The 21,332-nt window shown below is 58.8% G+C and carries 16 protein-coding genes and 2 pseudogenes; 8 read left to right on the top strand and 10 right to left on the bottom strand.

What is annotated here, in order from left to right:
- Positions 1–27: 27 nt before the first annotated feature.
- Positions 28–1,098 (top strand): alpha/beta hydrolase family protein, encoded by a 1,071-nt coding sequence (locus QFZ23_RS23375; protein ID WP_306927098.1) that lies wholly within the window; start codon positions 28–30, stop codon positions 1,096–1,098.
- On the opposite strand, the gene QFZ23_RS23370 is transcribed toward QFZ23_RS23375, so the two are convergent.
- From QFZ23_RS23370 to QFZ23_RS23360, 3 genes are read right to left on the bottom strand one after another with little or no spacing between them, the layout of a single operon-like run.
- Positions 1,095–2,006: a hypothetical protein gene (locus tag QFZ23_RS23370; RefSeq protein WP_306927096.1), complete on the bottom strand. Its 912-nt coding sequence runs from the start codon at positions 2,004–2,006 to the stop codon at positions 1,095–1,097. The genes QFZ23_RS23375 and QFZ23_RS23370 overlap by 4 nt on opposite strands.
- A 6-nt stretch (positions 2,007–2,012) precedes the next feature.
- Positions 2,013–2,459: a hypothetical protein gene (locus QFZ23_RS23365; RefSeq protein WP_306927094.1), complete on the bottom strand. Its 447-nt coding sequence runs from the start codon at positions 2,457–2,459 to the stop codon at positions 2,013–2,015.
- Complete coding sequence (locus QFZ23_RS23360) at positions 2,460–2,912, bottom strand: hypothetical protein (protein ID WP_306927092.1); 453 nt, start codon at positions 2,910–2,912, stop codon at positions 2,460–2,462.
- Between the two features lie 635 nt (positions 2,913–3,547).
- Here QFZ23_RS23360 and QFZ23_RS23355 point away from each other — a divergent pair.
- Both QFZ23_RS23355 and QFZ23_RS23350 read left to right on the top strand, forming a co-directional pair.
- Positions 3,548–3,784 (top strand): hypothetical protein, encoded by a 237-nt coding sequence (locus QFZ23_RS23355; protein ID WP_175318584.1) that lies wholly within the window; start codon positions 3,548–3,550, stop codon positions 3,782–3,784.
- Between the two features lie 202 nt (positions 3,785–3,986).
- Complete coding sequence (locus QFZ23_RS23350) at positions 3,987–5,828, top strand: MarR family transcriptional regulator (RefSeq protein ID WP_373427958.1); 1,842 nt, start codon at positions 3,987–3,989, stop codon at positions 5,826–5,828.
- A 135-nt stretch (positions 5,829–5,963) separates the two neighbouring features.
- On the opposite strand, the gene QFZ23_RS23345 is transcribed toward QFZ23_RS23350, so the two are convergent.
- Complete coding sequence (locus tag QFZ23_RS23345) at positions 5,964–6,554, bottom strand: hypothetical protein (protein ID WP_306927090.1); 591 nt, start codon at positions 6,552–6,554, stop codon at positions 5,964–5,966.
- A 158-nt stretch (positions 6,555–6,712) separates the two neighbouring features.
- Positions 6,713–7,654 (bottom strand): ParA family protein, encoded by a 942-nt coding sequence (locus QFZ23_RS23340; protein WP_306927089.1) that lies wholly within the window; start codon positions 7,652–7,654, stop codon positions 6,713–6,715.
- Positions 7,655–8,279: 625 nt separating this feature from the next.
- On the opposite strand from QFZ23_RS23340, the gene QFZ23_RS23335 reads away from it, so the two are divergent.
- The gene (locus tag QFZ23_RS23335; protein ID WP_306927087.1) at positions 8,280–8,774 is read left to right on the top strand and encodes a recombinase family protein; all 495 of its coding nucleotides are present in this window, start codon (positions 8,280–8,282) and stop codon (positions 8,772–8,774) included.
- Positions 8,775–9,040: 266 nt separating this feature from the next.
- Here QFZ23_RS23335 and QFZ23_RS23330 read toward each other — a convergent pair whose 3' ends face one another.
- The 4 genes from QFZ23_RS23330 to QFZ23_RS23315 all read right to left on the bottom strand — a co-directional run bounded on the left by QFZ23_RS23330 (position 9,041) and on the right by QFZ23_RS23315 (position 12,642).
- Complete coding sequence (locus QFZ23_RS23330; RefSeq protein WP_306927085.1) at positions 9,041–10,279, bottom strand: hypothetical protein; 1,239 nt, start codon at positions 10,277–10,279, stop codon at positions 9,041–9,043.
- Entirely contained in the window at positions 10,266–10,601 is a 336-nt protein-coding gene (locus tag QFZ23_RS23325) for a hypothetical protein (RefSeq protein ID WP_306927083.1), read from the bottom strand. The genes QFZ23_RS23330 and QFZ23_RS23325 overlap by 14 nt, the downstream gene beginning before the upstream one ends.
- 130 nt (positions 10,602–10,731) lie before the next feature.
- On the bottom strand, positions 10,732–11,526 hold the full coding sequence (locus tag QFZ23_RS23320; RefSeq protein ID WP_306927082.1) for a hypothetical protein: 795 nt from the start codon (positions 11,524–11,526) through the stop codon (positions 10,732–10,734).
- Between the two features lie 255 nt (positions 11,527–11,781).
- Positions 11,782–12,642, bottom strand: coding sequence for a restriction endonuclease (locus tag QFZ23_RS23315; protein WP_306927080.1), 861 nt, complete (start codon positions 12,640–12,642; stop codon positions 11,782–11,784).
- A gap of 597 nt (positions 12,643–13,239) precedes the next feature.
- Here QFZ23_RS23315 and QFZ23_RS23310 point away from each other — a divergent pair.
- Positions 13,240–14,217 carry a hypothetical protein gene (locus QFZ23_RS23310; RefSeq protein ID WP_306927078.1) on the top strand — a complete coding sequence of 326 codons (978 nt, stop codon included), beginning with the start codon at positions 13,240–13,242 and terminating at the stop codon, positions 14,215–14,217.
- A gap of 447 nt (positions 14,218–14,664) precedes the next feature.
- Here the strand turns inward: QFZ23_RS23310 and QFZ23_RS23305 are convergent, their stop codons facing one another.
- Positions 14,665–18,216 carry a tetratricopeptide repeat protein gene (locus QFZ23_RS23305; protein ID WP_306927076.1) on the bottom strand — a complete coding sequence of 1,184 codons (3,552 nt, stop codon included), beginning with the start codon at positions 18,214–18,216 and terminating at the stop codon, positions 14,665–14,667.
- Positions 18,217–18,492: 276 nt separating this feature from the next.
- Here QFZ23_RS23305 and istA point away from each other — a divergent pair, with 276 nt between their 5' ends.
- The 3 genes and pseudogenes from istA to QFZ23_RS23285 all read left to right on the top strand — a co-directional run.
- On the top strand, positions 18,493–19,710 hold the full coding sequence (gene istA / locus QFZ23_RS23300; RefSeq protein WP_306927075.1) for an IS21 family transposase: 1,218 nt from the start codon (positions 18,493–18,495) through the stop codon (positions 19,708–19,710).
- A pseudogene (gene istB / locus QFZ23_RS23295) lies at positions 19,710–20,497 on the top strand (IS21-like element helper ATPase IstB). Before istA ends, istB begins: the two are co-directional and overlap by 1 nt.
- Positions 20,498–20,578: 81 nt before the next feature.
- Positions 20,579–21,190 (top strand): annotated as a pseudogene (locus tag QFZ23_RS23285) (recombinase family protein); the annotation flags it as partial.
- Positions 21,191–21,332 lie beyond the last annotated feature (142 nt).

Here is a 21,332-nt window from a genome sequence, read left to right as displayed (position 1 = left end):
GCCGCACTATCGGGATTCGCGGTTGTCATGGCCCGCAAGATCGTCAGACGGGGCCCAAAGGATTACCGTCGCGCCGAGCTGACAGATGATGGCCGCAGAGTCCGCATCGACTTGGATGACTACACCAAAGCCCACGGCGACTTCGCCTTGTTCGACCCTGCGGCCGAGCGCTACACCAGGGTCGGCGAGGTCACCCTGATCGACGAGGATCAAAAGTTCGTGGAGCGTCGAATTCATCCGACGGGGTCCGGGCCGGCGACTTTGGGACCCGTAGTCGACTGGACGCCCGACGTGTTCTTCGAACCCTCCGCCGTGGCCGGGCGGTTTGAAGAGGTACACATCCCCACCGCCTACGGTGCGGCGCCGGCATGGCTATTCGAAGGCAAGAACGCGGACACATGGGTGATCCACATCCATGGCAGCTGGACCGACCGCTCGATCATGTTCCGGGACGTCCACGCTTTCAGCCCCTTGGGATTCACCTCCTTGGTGCCCTCATTCCGCAGCGACCTGGAGGTCAGCCCACCACAGGCCGAATCGAGCCACCTTGGTCAAACAGAATGGCGAGACGTGGAAAGCGCTGTGGCCTACGCCGTGGCTCACGGAGCGCAGCGAATCATCCTCTCGGGCTGGTCAATGGGTGGGACGATCGCCCTGCTCACAGCGGAGCGCAGCGCCTACCGTGACCGGATCGCCGGGATCGTCCTGGTAGGACCGGTCACGAGCTGGCGTAAGACCATCACGGCAGGAGCGGAGGCCGCCGGCGTGCCTGCGGTAGGTGCCGGCCTTGTCATGTCCTTGCTGCAGGCTCCCCCATTCGCGAAGATGCTCGGGCTGGAAGAACCGATCAACTTCGATGCCCTTGAATGGGTCGACATACCTAACCGGGTGTCAATCCCTACCCTGGTCCTGCACTCGAGCGCGGATCAGGAGGTTCCCTGGGAAATTTCGGCGGCGTTCCAACGCGCGAACCCCGACACCGTCACCCTGATTCCCTTACCTGAGGCGCACCACACCCAGGAGTGGAATGTGTCACCTCACACCTTCACCAACGAACTCACGAGTTGGATCAACAAAACGATCCTGACCGAAGGCTAGACCCGTGCGTCCAGTTTGGCCTCGATCTGGCTGATCCTGCCCTGAACAGACTCCGGGAACGGGCACATGTTCCCCCGCTGGTAGTTGTGCAGAACAATGAGGCTTTTGTAGACCCCATTTTCCAGCGTTTCGTTGAACAGGTCCCATGCGGGACTAACCGGAGACTTATCTGTATTTACCCGGATCCTCAGCGCAGTAAGCCAAAGCGCATCGATCATCCAGAGCCGCAACCTCGGCAGCTGCTTGGACAGGAAAAGAATTAGCCACCCCGCGGCCGTCACCGAGAGGCCGGCATAAAAAAGACGGTCAAACCAGGCTCCGATCGCCTCTGCGAAGGTATCCCAGGGCGTGAAGTGGAACAGCAGTACATATGCAATGTGGCACGAGACGGCCGCCGCAACCACGACCAAGCCCGCTGAGAATGTTGCGTACAGGCCCCTGGCCTTGTGACGAAGCATGTAGATGATCCTAAGCACCGTGAATAGCAAGGCGAACATGTACGTGCCGCTGTACGTGGCAGTCGCGAGTTGGTCCATGCGGTAATCAATGAAGTCCGCAGAGGTTGGACCTTTGTCCTCAATGAGGGCGAAGCTGACAATCATGATGGGAATGCTCAGCAACGGAGCATAGTAAGTCCACCTGACTGGTACGTTTGCTAACCGCCGCACACTGTCGTTGAAGAAGAAGATCGCCAACAGCGCGAAGATGGCTTGAAGAAGGTTCGTGACGTTGACGCCACCGAGGTAGCTGTCGATGGACGCCAGCGGCGTAACCGTTCCCAGGACATAGAGCGCCGCCAAGCCGAACATCGATGCCACCCACGATGCCCGGGCTTCGGCCACCTTGACTACCGAGGGGATCCGAAGGAGGCATAGGGCACTCAGCAGCGCAAAGAGCAACTGTTTCATGGTCTATCAGAGGAAAGGATCAGTCTCGGAGGAGCTGCGCGCACGGGTCTTCTTTGACATCTCGAATGCAAAATCCTCCACCCAGCGTTCTACGGGATGATTCAGAACAGAACAGCAGCTCATGCTTTTCGCGCCGGCAGCCTCCTTCAGCATCTCTTCAGAGAAATCGGGCAGAACCAAGTGGCCTTGGAAGCTCTCCAGATATATGTGTCCGAGCTCGTGATAGATGCAGTGAAGCTTGTACTGCGTCGAGTTTTGCGGCGGGACATAGATCTTGAAGTGATCTTCAAAGTCCAATTTGAAGGCTGTCAGAGTTCCCCAAGACCCCTCCTGCTCTATCAGCTTGATCGGCTTTTCGCAGATGACGGCCAGACGTTCGAGGACTTCCGCCATTGACGTCGTGCCGTCTCCGCATAACTCCCGGACCTTTTCTGCCACCGGTGGGAGGCCCATTCAGTCTTCCTCTTCGCCGTTCATCGACGCATCGATGATCCTGGTAATCGTCCGTAGCATTTCGGGCGAGGTGGCCCCCAGGTTTCTCGCCGCAAAGTTCTTCACCTTGAGCTTGCGCATCTGTACAAGGAACTCCATGCGCGCTTCTACTTCAGGGGGAGTCTCACTGTTGAGATCACACAGATAACTGGCTGGTACGGCAAAAACGTACTCTGCTATGCCCTTTAGCAGTTCTTGATCTGTCACCAGGCTGCCGGTGCCATTGATCAAGTAGGACCACCGTGTCCGTGACAGGTGGATTCCGTGGGCCGAAAGTGCTTCTTCGACATGAGGGTACGTGAGCGCGGTGTTGTTATCGGACTCCCAGATATCCACCAGGATGCCCATGCGATCCGCTAGCCGCTCTTTCTTCTGTTGCTGCGTGAGAAACACGCTGCGGCCCCCATTTGCCATCTATATAGCTCCTTAGCCAAGCTCAGCCACGTGTGTAGACCGCCACACAAAGCAGGCGGGCAGCTGACACCAAATGTTACCCGATGACTTCCGGAGGGTATAGGCAATGAGTTGTGCATGTGCGAAGCATGTATGTAGTCTGTGGCTTGCGTGGTCTTTCGAAGGAGCAATAGTTGCTACCGCACCAGGACCTGTACATCTACAAGTTCTCTGAAACCGAAGTGAGGCGATGACATCGAGGGATACCGTCCACCGAAGCTAATCGGTAAGAAGGCGCCACTGAACTGCCTTGTGCTCCCAGACCAGCATCACGCCGCCTGGAAGGCGACGCAGCGGTACAACATGTCCTTCGGTGAGTATGTCGGCGCTCTGATAGACCGCGCGGAAGGACGTCCCAACAAGCTTGATGGAATGCAACAGGGGGCATTGCCTGTCGAAGAGTCGTAGGACGCCAAAAGCGACACGTCACAAAGACGACACGCTCCCGTTTTCTGAAAACAAATCCCCAGAGGGCTGCTGGGCCGGTGATAGTTTCGGAGCAGTCGCAAAGGATCATCCTGTGATTCTGCGGGGCGGGCACCACAACGATGAAGCTGTAGCGGCTTAGGTGGCTACAAAATCAAAGGACACAGCAAATGACGGCAGTAGCAGTAAATCGAGGCGGCGGGCGTCCTAGCAAGGGGCTGCGTAAGTTCATTGGTTTTCGCTCACCTGAACCTACCGCTGACGGTATCGCCAAAGTGGCAGCGCACAAGGGCCTGACCGTTACGGAATACCTTCTGTCCGTTGTCGAGCCACGACTCAAGGAAGACCTGGCCGCACTCGACCGGGATGACTATCAGCAGGAGTTGCCCATCCGCATGGCCTCATAACCAAAAGAAGGCCCGCACTAGGCGGGCCTTCGAAGCTTGAGACTTACCCTCTGGATTGCTTGCCGGCGGATCAGATTGTAAGTCGGTGGAGGGCCTAAAAGGCCATCCTTTGTGTTGCTATGAAACCGATCTGGCAGGATCGGCCCTTTTTCGTACCTCAATCCTCGAAAGGATTACTCACATCGTACATCAGCATGTCTCCGTGCTGCCAGCACGCCCCCCTTCTGGCGTGTCAGGACAGCGACATGACCCAGCCACCGTTTGGGCAGCACTAACACCGTTTCTGGCCGGCCAGCCGCGCGTACGGTTATCGCGTGATGGGGGCAAGACCTACCCGCAAAGACACGAACGGAACCTAACCGAAACACTTCCCTCGCTGCCCGCTGCGGTGAGAATTTTCGGTAAAGACGGTACCTGTGCGGCCATCTTTCTCGATTTTGACTCCTCGGTAGCTGGATGCGATTGGGTTGAGGCGGATGTCCGAGCCGTCCAATCCTGGCTGCACTCGGTCGGTGCCCGGTGGATTGAGGACTACTCCCCCAATGGCGGTCGCCACGTCTACGTCCCTCTGGCGCAGCGGGTCACCTTCACTGAAGCGCGTGATCTTGTCGAGGCGCTGGGCACCCGGTACCGGACACTGGACAAGACCCCGCATCAGAACCTGCTGCACGGCTGCATGAGAACCCCCGGTTCACCGCACAAGCGCGGCGGCCACCAGGAACTGGCGATGAGTCTGTCCATGGCCTACGACGTCGCCCGTCGGCCCAACAATCCCACTGTCTGGGTCGCCATGACCGACGACCTGGCCGCCGAAATCAAGGCCGTCAGGGCCCTGCGGCTTGAGGAGACTTTCACTCCAGTAACCTCCGATGTACCCGCGGCTGAGCAGCCGGTAGGGCGCATGTCCCGGGAAATGCAGGTGCTGGCCCAGACAGGCCTGTACGACACCAACCGGTACGCCTCAGACTCCGAGGCCCGTCAGGCCGTCGTCCTCGGCGCAGCGGCCGCTGGCCTCGAACTGGTCGATGTGGAGCGCCGAATACTTCAAGGAACCTGGCCAGGACTGGCCTCCTTCTACGCTCGCTATGCCGCACGCCACCGCCTTTCGTCCCTGCGCCGCGACTGGATGAGCGCCGTCAGTTACCTCAGAAAACAACCCACCATAGAGCACCTGAATAACAATGTCCGCAGATCCCCCACAAGCCGGCCAAATACACAGGGGGGAGCGATAAAGGGGATCACTCAGATTTCAGATCCCGATGCAGAGCATCGGTTCATTCGGACCTGGCGAAATGCGCTCCGGATTAGGGAGGTCAACTATCAGGAGTCCAGGACCGGGATGGCACGCCGGATGGTCCTCAGGGCATTGGGGGAAGCAGCGCACATGACAGCGTCCAGGTTCGTTGAGTTCGGGGTCAGGTCCATTGCCGTGGCCACTGGCCTTGACCACACCACAGTTGGCTTGCACCTAAGGGAACTGCGTGCGGAGAAGGCCCCGATGGTCACCCTCGTTGAAGAAGCTAGGGGAACCAAGGGTGATTTGTACATGCTGACCGTGCCCGAAGAGCTGAAGGCGGTTGCCGAGCAAGCCAGCTGGAAGAAAGGGAAAGTCCATGCTCTTCGGCCAGCGTTTAGGGAACTCGGTCTGCCTGCCGCTTACGTGTATGAAGCCTTGGAGCACTCCCCTGCGTTGTCCATCGCCGAGCTCGTCAGGGCTACCCGGCTCTCTCGGTCGGCAGTGAACGAGGCATTGGACATACTCGCGGCATGGAACCTGGTGGCCAGGAGCGCCGGGAAGTCGTGGTCAATTGTGACGGCAACATCGCTGCGGCAGCTCGCTGAACACTTGGGTGTCCTCGAGGCCGTCGCTGCCCAGCTGCAGCGCTACCGGCAGGAGCGGGTCATCTGGCGAGAGTGGCTAGCCAAGAACGTCAATACCGTCGCGGAACTTCTCTCCCCCGGTGAAGACTATCCCTGGCACGAGTTCGAAGGGCCACCCGACGAATGGTCGCTGTGCAACATGGCGTTCAGCAGAGCGGGATAGAGCAGCGCCGATCTGTCAGCTGTGCGAACCCCCGGCTGCAACTTCGACAATTCCCATTTCGGGCCAGAATCCATGCCATAAGTTAGGCCATAACCACTATGGGAAGACGTGCCATACCGCTGAGGGAGTGCGGCTTCACTCTGCTTCGGACTGTCCCGCCTGAGTGTGGAGCCTTAGGACGGTCGAGACGAGGGCGCTGCGCGACGGTGCGTCGAATTCTCTGACCTTCTCGTCCAGCCAGGCAACCTGGAGTCCGTCGAGGCGCAGCTGGATCTGGATACCGGCCTCTCCCCGCTTCCGCGGGGCGCGGCGGGGCATCACGGAGCTGGTCAGCGTGGTCTCGGGGATGAACTTCTTGGCGATCTGCTTGTCGTCGACGGCTTCGAAAGCGTCAATTAACAGGTCCGCGTACGTGGTCCTCTGCTGATAGACGGCATCCTTGACCTGGGCCAGGAGCGCCGGCGGCAGGTACACTCCGACGTTGCGCAGCGCTCCGGGAACCAGCTCGGAGGCTTTAGTCGCGTTAGCTGCCTTCTTGGCAGCAGGCTGCTGCCGCGTGGTGGCCTTTGGGGCCTTGACGGATGTAGGGGTGGGCTCCTCCCGCTCCCATGCTGCCTCAAGGGGAGCCTCCTCAGCAGGTGCCTGCTCAGTGGGGCGCTTGTCCGCCTGTGGCTGCTCTGTAGGTACTTGCGTGTCAGCGGGCTCGGGCGCTGCTGCTGGCGGCACCTGGACAAGCTCCCGGGCCGGTGCCTCTATGGAGTGATCGGTTTCTGGTTCCGGTGCAGTGGCACCCCTCCCCCGCTTGGGAGCTAGCAACCCTTGCAGTGCTGCACCGCGGGCAGGGGGTACAGGTGCGAATGCCCCGGCAAGGCTCTGTCGGCCGCTCATGCTTGGTTCCCGCTTTCGATCTCGTTCAGTCGGGCGAGGATCTCGCCAGTCAGCTGCTCGTACTCTTCAGCCAGTCCCCCAGCATTGCGCGAGAAGAATCCGTCCGCCGGCTTCTCCCCTGCCCGAAGCGCCTTCAGGCGGTTCTTCTGGGCGTCGGTAACGGCGCCTTCAAGTTCGTGGAAGAGGAGGCCTTTGCGGCGGGCATCGGCGCTTGCGCTCTCCAGGTTCCTGATGCGAGTTTCGAAGACCGGGGCGACGGTGCCGAGCATCTCTTCCAAGGTGTCCCGGACGCTGCGTTCCAAGCGCAGGGAGCGCGGCCCGACGCCGAACAGGACGACGCCCGCCAACTGCAGGGAAGGGTTCCGGTCTCGTACGGCCATAAAGCGGCGTGCGATGCGCTCGACACCGTCGATGCTCGCATCATCTGAGCGGGTAGGAATGACGACTGCGCTGGAGATTGCGAAAGCGCCTTCAACCAGGATCCGCTCCCCTGGCGGGGTGTCGATCAGGATCAAGTCGTATTCGTCTGCCAGCGGGGCCAGGACGGCGTAGAGCATGTCGCCGAAGTCACCGGCGTCGGAGCGGCTGGAGCGGGACACCATGAGGCCTTGGATGTCTTCGAGGTCCTGGCCGCCGGGAATGACATCAAGGTTTTCCCGTACGTCGCGCAGGATCATCGGCGGCGTGCCGGCGATAAGGGCCTGAAAGAATTCCCTGCCCGTCTGCCGCTCGTACCCGAGGTCACGGGCCAGATCGCCCTGTGGGTCAAGGTCCATCAGCAGCACGCGCGAACCGGCCAGCGCTACGTACCCTGCAACGTTGGCTGCGGTGGTCGTCTTGCCGACTCCGCCTTTGCCGTTCGCCAAAGAAACGACGCGGTCAATGGACCGTGTCGCTTGGCGTTGCGGGGGTACGGGGGTTTGCAGTGATCGTGCCATCGGCGAGCGGCTCTCCTACTTGGTGGGTTGCATCTTGTCCTGCTCTCAACGCTATGTGTACTCCTCCGGCAACGCTGGCAGTGACACGCATAAGAGGGATAACAGTGTGTAGTGCAGGTGTATTCACGGCGCGCCACATTGTATATGCCGTTGGGTGTCAGGTCTATTCCCCCACGTGGCTCCAAGTCTGAAGCTCCATAGAGGTGTCAATGTCATTGCACGCTGGAACTACTGGTGTCCTTTCGGCATGAGTTCTCATGGCGTGTCTTATGGCTAGAGCAGTGGCCCTTCCTGTGTTTCCACTTGCTTGGCGTCTTATAGGAAACTCAACTTGTTCGCCTATTGAGAAACCTATGGCAGTTATCGGAGATCGTTAGGCATTGCATGACACGGGTTCAATGGCCGGACTTCCAGTTTGTCTTCTGGCGAGTCTCATAGTGAGTCGTCCAACGGGAGATATGGCATGAGTTATGGCATGAGTAATGGTTGTCCGGAAAATGGACTATATGACCTGACGTCCCAGAAGTCGCAACCGCACCTGCCTAGCGAGCCGCTAGTTTTGGAACCCGGGTGCAGTCGTTGGATTCTCAGGTGGACGCACTCGGTCGCTATAGGGGCCGTGCGCGTGTTTCAGGAGTACGCTTCCGGCGCCACCCAGGCGAGGAAGCGATGGAAGGAATGCCTGGATTACCTGCAGCCCGGCAATGTGCTGACTGTTGCCGATCTAACCCGGCTCGGCCGCAGCACCGCGGACCTGGCTGACATCTTGACCGTGCTGGGCCAGCGGGGGATAGGGTTCCGTTCCCTCGCTGAACCGTGGCTGGATACCACCAGCGCACACGGCAAGTTGATCTTCGACATGTTCGCATCCCTTGCAGAGTACGAACGGTCCCGGCTGTCCGAACGGACAAAGGCCGGCCTGGCGGCGGCGAAAGCACGCGGCCGACTCGGCGGCCGTCCTCGAACGATGACTCCGTCTAAGACCGAGGCCGCCCGGCAGCTGCGCAGCCAGGGAAAAACTTTGAAGGAGACAGCCCAGATACTCAGCGTCAGCATCTCATCACTGACTCGGGCCCTTAGCCGGAATGACGTCCCAGAACTCGCAACCGCACCTGCCTAGCGAGCCGCTAGTTTTGGAATAACTTCTGGGATACCAAGATTACGGAATCCGGCATCCGTGGCACTTAGCGGTGCCTGTCCCAGTTCTAAGGTTATGGAACGCTCTTCTGACAGTCCTTGAAACGGTTCTGGCTCGAGACCCTGGGGTTCACAAGAAGTTAGCGGATCGGGGGCTATTCAGTATCCCCAGCCGTACATCCCCTAGAAATCGAAGTGCCGGCACTTCGATCTGGTCGACTTAGGCGGTCGATTGCTGCCGCTTGCCAGCTAGCTTGCTCTGGGCGGGAAGTATATGAAGCCAGCAAGGAGCAGAGTTTCTTCGTAGGTGAGAACGGGACCCTCAGGTGGTTTGGGCAGGTGATCAATTGCAGCGAACGCTGGAGTCAGTACCTCTTCGTTCATCATCTCAACAAGAAGCATGACTTCTTGGATGTCCTCGCTCCGTAGTGAGCAATTTCCGCCATGCTCCTTGAGAATCTTTGGGAGCATGAATGGTAGGAGTACGTCGAGGCATCGTCCGCGAACGAGGATTTCTGGCTGAACCACGGATACGGACTTCTGATTTCCCGAAACCCATGAGTCGATCCCCGTAAGGGTCGCCAAGTTTGTCAGGGCCAGCCTGCAGCACGAAACTCCCATCATCGCTGACCATCCGTTCTGCCGGTGATGCGCGTCCAGACCGACAGCCAAGCTAGCGATCAGGTCACAGATGATCTCCTCGTTCAGGGAGGATGAGGAACTCAAAGCTGTTGTTGTTTCGCGAACCCGCGAGACCCAACTTTTCCTCGTGGGACGTTTCGATGTCTTCTGACGGATTCTGAGATACCAGGCATACGGGTCTAAATCACGGGCCGACAAGCTGTTGTGGTCGCTGTGGTAAAGCCGTCGCGAGAGCACTGACCCCGTAGGCTCAGTGCAGCGAAAGAGGTCTTTAGCGGTCTTTGTAATCTCTGAAGAACATCGTTCAAATGCTTCTGGATCCACGGACCGGAGGTAGTGCACCAACTCGTGAGCCAGCACGAATCGTTCCTGCATTTCTGTCATGAGCCATACTTCAAACCTGCTTTCTATATCAGCGTTGTCTTGATGGAACCTATCGATCGGTGTTTCCTTCAACAAGCGGTCCGCATAGTGAACATGGCTAGCTGCCTCTGTAACCTGACCGGCAAGGAGAAAACGTACAGCGATGGTTCGTCTCAAAATTGCTTCGACCACCGGACCGGGCTGAGGGTCGGGATAACGCAGTGGAAACGCAAGGTTGGTTAGGAATGTGCTTAGTCCTGCGTCCCAGATCAGATGCCGCCTCCCATCTAGGTGTAGGACTGCAGGCAGGGCTCGGGGACTATGAACCTCCAGTGTCCAAGGCGGTTCGGCATTGGCCCCGGTGATTTTTGCAATTGCTGTCCACATAGAGGCCAATCGGATATCACAGATTTCCGATTCATCGCCGGGAAGCCAGGCATCTACGTCTCCCCAACGGGCTTTGATGTAGTCAAATATCTGCATCGTCTTTTAGTTCGACGGCTTCGGCAAGCGTCTTGATTACTCGTTCTGCGTCCCTTGCCGCCATCCCCGTAATCTCAATGCCGCCGCATGTAACTCTCATCTGCTTCTGCGTCTCCGCCCTAGCCTTTATCCATGTCCGCAAAGTGAGCCAAGAGCCAGTCGAGAGGAGCATCGGCAACAGCATCTCGACGAAAGTCGACCCGTCGAAGTACCTGTGCTGGCCAAAGTTATTGTCCAATCGAAGATGGTCGGCTAGTTCCACTAGATCGTCGCGGTCAGACTCAGGAACACTTATGATGCAAAATTCACTCATGGTGCTCAAGGTACATGAGTTGGTGCGTCTATCCGGCGCTTTTAGTCATGTTTCGGGCAGTAGCGGTTTGGCCTGAGTCTGCCGCACGTGTTCCAGTTCCAAGGATGTGGAACACGATCTGGAAGGAGATGACTTCGGCTCAATTGATGATTTCGGCGTCGATGATCTCGGCCTCTTCGGTACGGTGTCCTGGCTTGGTCAACTCCAGGCTGGCGAGGTGTTTTTGCAGCCGCTTGGACATTGGGAGGAATGTGCCTAGGGTAAGGCCTCCGGAGAGGACTGCACCGACGACGGGGATGACCTTCGCGATTCCGCTGGCGAAAAGCCTCTTGGTCATACTGACACCCAGATAGCTGGCTACCTTTTTCACGATCGGGTAGATGACCCCTTGGGTGAGCGCCTTCTGTGGTAGCTTCTTAGCCACATTGCCAGCGATCATGCCCGCGACCCTTGCCACTCCACCCTGGGCGATCTGCACGCCAAACATCACACCCACGAACAGGATCAGCATGCTCTCGGTTGCCTCATCCACTTCTTCGCCATCATCGGCGAACAGATCAGGCCAACTGTAGATGTAGGCAAGCTTCTGGGCAATCCGAAGCAAGTGGCCCATGTACTGCGCGAGATCGGCTGGGACAGTGCCGATCATCGCCAGACCCCCGGGGATACCTGCGAGGGTTGAGAGGCCGGTGACCTTGCTCGTCTCATAAGCGATAGAGGTATTGGCGATCTCAGTGATGACCTTGAATGGGATACCCGCTGCCGCTGGACTGTCGGCGATTGCCCTTTTGATCTGTTCCTCAGTGCAGTGCCGCTTGAGTGCTGTTCGCAGGTAGGCGGCCCTATTGATCCTGACGCCCGGCAGCTTCGCAGCAGCGTCCAGCACTTGGGTGAAATTCGATCCAGGGTTATCAATCTCTTGGGTTTCGGTCATTGGTAGATCGTATCGGTGCGCTCTGACCTACACCCTCATTTGCGAAAGAGCTTTCAAGGGGGATGCGGTTCGCCGCGATCTCGAGCAGTTGCGCATCGCCGCTATTGGCCTCAGCACGTCTTCCGCAGCGACCCAGGCCGTGGCCCGGCGCTCACTCCCTCTCTCACTTGCCTCCATGGTTTCGGATCATAGTGCTAGGTTTCTGGAAGGCAGATTAGACCTCATTCGATACCGAGATGGGCTGATGCACGACCGTCAGAAAGCGGTGTCGAAGAACTCCTCGTCAACGCGGATGTCCTCTACGATGTGGGTGGTGACCTTCACCCCGAGTTCATACTCCTTCAGGAGGCCGCAAAGTCTGCTCCCGTCGATGAGGTCGACTGGCGGGGCGCCATCACGGGTCGCTTCGTTCTTGGCTTCTGCTGTGAAGGTCCCTGTGGTGATGAGGAGTCCCTTATCGCCTCTGCCTGCCATAGCCCCGCGAAAGTCCCGGACGTCGCCGGAACCCACGCTCCCAACGTACCGTTTGCACTGGAAGAAGACGGGGAAGGAGACGAGGGAGAGCCGGTAGACCCCAAGCCCATCGATGCCCCCGTCCCCGGACCGCCCCGTGACCTGAGTGTTGATAAATCCGGCCTCGCGAAGCAAGCGTTGGGCGAGACGTTCGAACGAGGCGGGGGAGAGGCGCATGATGCGTGCGAGGAGCTGGTCCTCCCAGCTTTCCTCGAACCCTTCGCTGTCCGGGGTCGTGTCCTTTCGCCTGGGCCGACCGCCATTCTTCGAACGGATGGCAGCAATATACTTCTGCCTCATGGGCTGAATCTGTTCCGGTTCCACATTTAGTCCCGCCTCAGTCAAGCTCCAGACGCCGCGCTGCGAGTTGTCTGCCAGACCCATGCCCTTCAGGTAGGTCCGGGCCCATGCCAGCCGGTATTCGATCTCGGTTCGGGGCCCGCCCCCGTGCAGCACTGCCTGTTGCTCCTCCGAGTAGCCTTCCTGCAGGATCACCTGCTCCACGAGCTCGTCAATCGAAGCGGATCCCCCTAGCACACGCAGCGCCATGACGGCTGGCCAGAGGAAGTCTTGGTAGGGGGGAATCTCAGCGTCGTCTGCCATGTTCATACTCTGCCGTTCGTTCTTGATTTTGTACCTGATTTTGTACCACCGCTGCGGAGATACCTCGTAGCGTTCAAGTAAAGCCTTTGCCGATCCAGTTCGGTAGCACCGTCAGGTGCGCCAAAGAATCAAACTCCTCGTCGTGATCACACCATTCCCCGCACCCGGCCAGCTGCGAGTCGCGCTCGTTCCTGTTCTTAGGATCATTAGGTATTGAAGAGCGGGTTAGGAGGCAAATGAGAGGCATCTTCGCACTAAATAAGCTCTGAGCTCGCTAGGTTCCAGGCGTGCAGACGACTTCAAAAAGGGATATCCATGCCGGCGGTAGAGAAGCGTCCATCGGGACTATCCCACATCCAAGGAAACGGGATGTTTTCTCCGTGGCAGTGGATCTGGATCCCTGCGGCATATCTCAGCCTGGGGCAGCAGCTCGTCGAGACCTGTCATCCCTCGATCAGCGGCCACTCACGCTGATCGAGAAAATCTCAAGGCTGGCCCCGCGCAGGGGCGGACGGTGATGGCCTGGTTCTTTGTCTCAGAAGGGCGCTTCCACCCTTCACAGTCGTCGAGCCTTCACATGGAAGCTATTCTGAACGGATGTCCTACATAGGTTCTTCAATCCTTGGCGTCCTGTCTCGCATGCCGAACGGATCGCTCACCGCCGCTGATTACGAGAACGGGGGCATCCAGTTCGTCGAGGGACGGGTCGAGGTGGGTTCGTTACTGCCAGTCAGTGCAGCGCTGGCAGTTGGTAGGAGCTTCGTGGCGGTCCTGCGAGGCGTCAACCCCGTAACGGGGTTGAAGATGAGTCCGCAGGCAGGGGACCTTATTGTGCCCTTGAGCGACGTTCGTCAGGTCACGGTTGGAGGCTTGCGGGCGGATGCGTTGGGTAAGTTGCCTGTGATTCAGGGCTTGGCATGGAGTGACGGCCCAGCGACTATTCAAGTCGCGAACTCTTCCGGGCGCTCCGCAGTGTTCAAGCCAGCTTTGTTTGATGACGGCTATTGGGGACTGGTCAATCACTTGGTCTCTCTGCTGGCGTCACGAGCGGACCTCGTTGAAGAAGAAGCGGATGTCGATGAGTACGACATCGAGGAACCGGACTTCGGGGCGATGGTCGCAGGCGCTTTGAGGTACTTTCCGGACACCGTGACGAATTTCCGTGAACTCCGCACACTCGAATGTGTATTAGTACGAGGGGAGAAGTCATGGGCAGGTCTTGCGATTCTCACGAAGAAGAACTTTGGATTCTTCGAATACGACGAGTGTCTTCTAGAAGACACCGATGACGGCAAGCCGCTGCTCATCAATCTTAAAGACGTGTCAGGCTGCTCCCTTATTGTTCCTGAAGACTTCTCGCTGGAGGTAGGGGATCACATTGCTTTGATCAACGCCGGGCAGCCAAACCTCATCATCGAGATCATGCTGGACGGCGACAAGCTTGTGCGCCTCGGTATCGGACTTCCCGAATACACCCCAGAGGAGCTTCCCTCTCTTCTGAAGTTAGTTCAAAAATTCCTGAATCGGATCGACAAGAGACTCGCCAAGCGACAGGTGATCAGCCTTCCTCAATAGGCCGACAGATCCTGGACAGCGAAACCACCCACTCCGTCGCTATCCGGCAGTCTCAAAAAGGATGATCCGGACAACGCGGCAGGGGTTCCCGACAAGGGCGTCCCAGTTCTAAGGAAATGGAACATCACCGGTAGCTCGGTGAGTGGGCCGTACAGTGTCCCTTCATCGGACGAGTCACGGGACCGGTCTCACGGGGCGTTGTTTGGACTGACACGGCGACATGCAGGTCGGACGGGCACTTCCCAATGCGGAACAACCCTCGCGGCCTTCGGACCAGATGCCACATCAGTGCTCGTCGACGACGTCTAGACGATATGACGCAGGAGGAGGCCTGGCGTCTACTCTGGCCGACAGCAGCTCTACCGCCTTCGTGGAGCCTTCAAGGCGTGCCGGATCACGGGTGCCCTCAGAGGACGGTCTTGGAATAGGTCCCCGTTTGAATGCCGCTTAGAGAGCGATAATCCGCTGGAGGACTCCGGATTGGTCTTCAGCTGGGGCAAGACGTATCAACTCACGGACATACTCCGCGGCTATGGCATGGTTCGTTTGTGCAGCAACGTCTGCGTACAACTCGCCAAGGACTTCGGGGACGAGGGACACAAGATCGGTTTTCCTAGACCAGTCTGATCGCAGCCCTGCCAGGACGTGGGGCAACGAACTTGAGTCGATCCATTTTTGTTTCAGCAGAGTTGAAAACCAGAAGCGGAGGTTGGCTTCCGCAGTTGGAGTATCTGGCGAAACCGACTCCAACCATGATGCGACGGATGCCACCCACATCTGCACGGCTTCCGGATCTTCGGCACAGTGCTGCAACGCCAGCAGCACGAAGTGGATTTGTTGTTCCGGAGTAGCAGTGGATCCCGACTCCGAAATCGCTGCTGCTGTTCCTAACGGTTTCCACGAGTCCATCTCGGCCGCTAGCTTCATCACCGAAGAGTCAAAGCGGATGCCGGTGTAATAGTGGTGGATGAGTGTCGCTTCGTATGCGTCCACGCCGCTTATGCTCACAACGCCATCCCTCCGGAAATATTCCAGCAAAGCAGGAGTTCCGAACGACTGAACCTCGGCAGCTGCAGCGACCTGACGTAGCGCTCGGTCGTCGCACCAAAACGGCAAATCAAGCTTCTTGGCAAGGTCCAGTGACAGCAGCCACTGAAACTCTTTGTCTGTCGACTTGATACGAGGTAGTTCTGTAATTTTCGGGTGTGGGATGGATATGAGTTCCCTGGCAAGCGCCAACAGGATGGTGGCCCGGTTCAGCCGGGTTTCTGCCTCTTCCTCCGAGATCTCGAAAATTCTTGGACCGCCAGAGACTGCGTCAATACCGATTGAGGCGGTGCTCTTGGGGGAAAGACTCAGGACCGCGCTCTGCGCATCGTGGATTGCTTCTGTTGGTGTGACTCCGGAGGAGAACAAGCCAAGCCACTCCCTGGCTATGTCTGCTCCGAGAAGGGCGAACGTATTAAGTACAGTCGTGTCGATGACCACCCGTTTACTCAGGTTGCTCGTAATAACTTCAATCTCGTTATCGACGTGTAAGGGGTCACCTGCGAAGACTTTGCCCGCACCCCGGATGAGACAAACTTCTGCGTAGCTCTTACCAGACAAATGCGTTGCGAGCCCTACTGGTAGTTCTCCTTTGAGGATGGGCTGCATTGCCTCGTGCCGGCCCGCCGGATCGGGCAGCATCGCCTTGATTGACTCAAAGGGGTCGTTTTCATTGACACTGATGGCTCGTATTAGTGAGCTATCGGGAAAGTCAGCAATGAAGTTCGTAAGGAGTTCCTGGTATTGCCGGACCTGCTCGTCAGTCTGAGGTTTTGCATTGGAATGCATCATGGAGAGGACGATCCCGGCACGCAACTGTTCGTTTTCGGGCCACTGCTGGGCAAGTACTTCCGCCTGGCTGATATATCCCAAGTCGGGAGCATAGCGGGAGTGCAGCTGCAGCCAGATTTTTGCATCGCCAGGAGTTCGAGGTTTGGGTGCTCCGAGTCGCACGAAGCTCTCCCAAGCTCCCCCATAATCGGACGTCATGAACTGGCATGTTATGAATGCCCATTTGGCTGGATCTGCCTCAGGATCGGTTTCCAGGAGCCTTGTTGCCTCGATAAGAGCCTTGTCCCACTGGCTTTCTGCGCTGCGGCTTTCAATAAGAATCATCCGGGCATCTTTCGCGCGTAACCAGGTCGTTCCTCCGACACGAATAGCTTGCTCAGCAGCCTCGATTGCCCTGTCTCGCTGTTTGGCCTTTACCCAGATCTCTGCAGCCCTCAACCACGCTTCCGGATCGTTCCACCGTCCTCCGGCGGTCTCTGCCACGTCTGCAGCCGCAGCGTATTCCTTCTGAGAAATGTAGTAGAACATGAGTCCGTGAAAGACTTGCCGCGACGTCGCCGCTCGTGCCCTTGCTTTTGGTAACGCACCGGGAACCTCACGGACGAGTGCAGAGATCAAGTCGATGTCGGCAACATCGGAGCCGTAGTCCGCCGTTATCCAAGCCGGCCATTCAGGGGCGTGCCCGTGATGAGCAAGTCGCAAACCGACGTTCAGGGCGTCTTCCGGATCAGACGTAGACGCCAGAACTCTTGTCCAGAGGGGGCTAGCCGATTCGAAGCCGGATTCGTCCTCCGCGAGAATCGCTTCTATATAATCCTTGCTTGGGCCCGCCGGAAGACGGGAAGCCAGGTCGCGGGCCCGCTGAGTCATACCTAGCTCCGCTGCTGTCCGCGCCGTCTCCGTTATCACTTGGACGTCTGACGATTCACTTAGGGTTGCAGAGCCCTCCGGCGCTATCGTTCCAGTTCGCCAAGCCTGTTCTGGAGACCCAAGTAACCTGTAGGCGCTAATCATCGTTAGAACAGCCTCTGAGCTATCACCTCCCCAAGAGCGCCTTGATGCGCGCACGGCCGTCGCAAGCTCAAGAGCCGTAGCGAGGTCTCTCATGAAGTTCGGGTGTCGTCGCAATGCCCCTCTTCGGACAAGCAATTTTGCAGCGTAAAGCGCGCACCCTGAGCTCCCGTGTGCAGAGTACCCTTCGACGGCCTCGTCTATAGCCCGATTCTCATCATCAATTGCAGCAAGCGCCTGGGCGAGGATAAGTTTCTTTGTCGCGTGATCTTCTTGCGACGCAGGGTCCCAAGCCCGAATCTGCTCGATGGCTGCATGATGCGATCCGTTCAGTTCGGCCCACAGGGCGGCACCGAGAGGATGATCTCTCGCTTGCCCTAACTGTTCCTTGGCTTCCTCGAGGGAGAGCGGCGCGGCGAGGGCCGCCTTGGCCACCCAATATGAACGTGGCGAGGCGCCCGCCGCGATTGCCTCATGGAGAAACTTGCGTGCCGCCTCTGCCGCGCCATAATCCTTAGCCGCAGAGGACAGCCAACAAAGAACGGAAGCGGGGGTATCGATCAGCCAAGACGGCCTGTTGACCGCCCAATCTTGGAAAAGCTGTTTGCGGTCGCCAGCCGCAACAAGTTCCGCCAACGCACGTGAAAGTGTCGGCCACTGTTTTAGAACCTGTCGCGCTTCTTCTGCGCGATATGCGTTCAGCAGATCATAGTTAGCTTCGATGTCCAAGGCTTTGAGGCTGCTCTCATGGAGCCTCGACACTTCACTTGTCACATGTTTACGCGTGGCTTCGCCCTCGAAACGTGATGCTTCGGAAGGGGGAAGACTGTGAACATAGGCATCGGCAATGATGGCGAGCAGTTCGGGAACAACGTCGGAATGACTTTGGTCATTTGCCTTGATGCAGTCTCCAAGCGCAGGTGCTACCTCATTCATACGCTCCGTTGTAGGTGAGTGGAAGAGCTCAAAGATTCGCCATTCATCGATAAAGCTGCGAAGGGCAAAGTAGCGGATCCGGATACCGGATTTCTTTGCTTTTCTTCTAGTTTCAAAGGCAACACGCCACGATCTAATAAGCCCTGGCATGGCGGCTCCCGCAGCACGCCCGGCAAGCGAACCCAGTGCCTTAAAAACGACTGCCCAATCCATGGCACGCCCCCTCCATAGCCTTGCGACTGTGCGATCCGCAGCACTTCGCCAATCAATCTGAATCACAAGGCTATCGCTCGTCGTTTCGATCATGCGGGCGTCTGGCGGACACCCCCCTTGGATGTATTGCCGTCAAGTGCAATCGCCGCCAGGTCCAAGGTCAACCGATCACCGAGACCTCACCCATCAAAAACATGTCAGGGTGTCGGTGACGGTCGAAAAGTGAGCCATTGTGACGGTTGAAAACTGAGCCACCCGTTCCAAACGATTGGGTGGGTGATCACAGTGGAGGATTGGGCGCTTATTCGGCGGTTGCATCTTGCCGAGGGTGAGTCGATGAGGTCAATAGCGGCGCGGTTGGGGATCTCCAGGAACACGGTCGCGAAGGCAGTCAGCGCCGACGGGCCGCCGACATACGTCCGTGCCCCGCAGGCCTCCGGGATCAAAGCCGTAGAACCGGCCATTCGTGCGTTGCTGCTGGAGAACCCGCGGATGCCCGCGACGGTGCTCGCGGAGCGGGTGGGCTGGTCCGGGTCGCCGGCATGGTTTCGGGAGAACGTGGCCAGGATCCGGCCGGAGTATGCACCAGCTGATCCCGCGGACCGGATCAGCTACGCACCCGGTGACCAGGCGCAGTGCGATCTTAGGTTCCCGGAAGTTCGGATACCTGTCGGTGCCGGCAAAGCCAGGGTGTTGCCGGTGCTGGTGATGGTGTCCTCGCATTCACGGTTCATAATGGCCCGGATGATCCCTTCCCGGATGACCGGGGATCTGCTGGCCGGGATGTGGGAGCTGATCGGGTCCCTAGGGGCGGTTCCGAGGCGGCTGATCTGGGACAACGAAACCGGGATCGGCCGGCGGAACAGCTACGCCGCCGGAGTGGCTGCGTTCGCCGGGGTCTTGGCCGCCAGGATCGTGCAGGTCAAACCCTATGACCCGGAGAGCAAGGGCGTGGTGGAGCGGGCCAACCAGTTCCTGGAGACTTCCTTCCTGCCGGGCCGGGTCTTCGCCTCACCGGAGGACTTCAACAACCAGCTCGGCCAGTGGCTGCCGAAGGCGAATGCCCGGCTGGTCAGGCGGACCGGCGCACGTCCGCTGGATCTGCTCGCTGAGGACAGGGCGGCCATGCTGGCGCTGCCGCCGATTCCGCCGGTCACCGGCTTCACCTCGCGGGTCCGGCTCCCGAGGGACTACTACGTCCGGATGGGATCCAACGACTACTCCGTCCACCCGCAGGCCATCGGCCGGTTCGTCGACGTCACTGCCGACCTCGGATCCGTCACGATCAGTCTGGACGGCCGATCCGTCGGGACACACACCCGTTCTTGGGGCGCCGGTCTGACCATCACGGACCCGGACCATGTTGAGGCGGCAAGGGCACTGCGGAAGGCCTTCCAAACCCCCTCACCGGTGGGCGAAACCACCGGACTGCGGGACCTGGCGGATTACGACCGGGCGTTCGGTGTTGTCCTCGATGACGGGCAGGTCGCCTGATGCCCGCCGCTAAGGAAACCATTGGCCAGATCGAGTATTACTCCCGGGCGATGAAAGCGCCACGGATCCGTGAAGCAGTCACCCGGCTCGCGGACCAGGCCCGCGAGGCTGGCTGGACCCACGAGGAATACCTCGCCGCTGTCCTGTCCCGGGAAGTCGCAGCCAGGGAAGCCTCCGGCGCCGAGATCAGGGCCCGGGCCGCCGGTTTCGCGGCCCGGAAATCACTCGAGGACTTCAACTTCGATCACCAGCCCGGTCTCAAACGCGACACCATCGCGCATCTGGCCACCGGCGCGTTCCTCACCGAAGCGTCCAACATCGTCCTGCTCGGACCGCCGGGAACAGGCAAAACTCACCTTGCAACCGGGTTGGGGCTGCGAGCAACCCAGCTGGGCCACCGGGTCCTGTTCGCTACCGCCATCGACTGGGTCGCCCGGCTCCAAAGCGCGCATCAGAACGGCCGGCTGCCGCAGGAACTGGTCAGGCTTCGCCGCTACGGACTGATCATCGTGGACGAAGTCGGCTACATCCCCTTCGAGCAGGACGCGGCGAACCTGTTCTTCCAGCTGGTCTCGTCCCGCTACGAGCACGCCTCGCTGATCCTGACCTCGAACCTGCCCTTCGCCCGCTGGGGAGACGTTTTTGGCGATCAGGTGGTCGCCTCGGCATGATCGACCGCATCGTCCACCATGCCGAAGTCATCACTCTCAAAGGCTCCAGCTACCGCCTCAAACACACCCAGGTCGACTCGCTGCCCTCGACAAGACCGGAAAATACGGCAGAATAACCACCGTCAAAGTGGCTCACTTTTCAGCCCGCGAAATGGCTCACTTTTCGACCATCGCTGACACAGGGAACATAATCGGCCTATGCCAGGGTCAGCACTCGGGGGCAATCCCTCGATTCCCAGGTTGACGCGTTAGTGGCGGCCGGGGCAGTCCGGGTCTTTCAGGAGTACGCGTCCGGTGCCACCCAGGCAAGGGCGCGGTGGAAGGACTGCTTGGACTACCTGCAGCCGGGAAACGTGCTGTTGGTCGCGGACCTGACCAGACTGGGGCGGAGCACAGCTGACCTTGCCGACATCGTCACAGTGTTGGGGCAACGGGGGATAGGCTTCCGGTCCCTCGCTGAACCTTGGCTGGATACGACCAGCGCCCACGGCAAGCTCATCTTCGACATGTTTGCTTCCCTTGCAGAATACGAACGGTCGCGGCTCTCGGAAAGAACGAAGGCAGGACTAGCCGCAGCTAAAGCACGAGGCAGGCTTGGCGGCCGCCCGCGCTCGATGACACCAGGAAAACTGGAAACCGCGCGGCAGCTGCGCAAGGAAGGAAAGACTCTGAAGGAAACGGCTGAGCGGCTCAGTGTGAGCGTGTCTTCATTGACCCGAGCACTGACGGGACCCAACAGTTACTCTGTTGCCTATGAGCCGACATCGGACACACCCGCTCCGCCTTCAACCAAAGTGCCTCGCAACTAACGGCGGACATATTCAGTTGCCGTGAAGGGAACCAGGATCTTGCCGCCGCGGTGCTTGTTAGCCGGATAAGACGTCTCGTATCTCAAGCGTTCCGAGACGTAGGTGCCCCTGTGGCAAACGGCCATGGTCTATCGATACCTTC

Origin of the sequence: Arthrobacter globiformis, assembly GCF_030818015.1 — a bacterium.
GTDB classification, from domain to species: domain Bacteria; phylum Actinomycetota; class Actinomycetes; order Actinomycetales; family Micrococcaceae; genus Arthrobacter; species Arthrobacter globiformis_C.
This window is presented reverse-complemented; position numbering and strand designations above follow the sequence as displayed.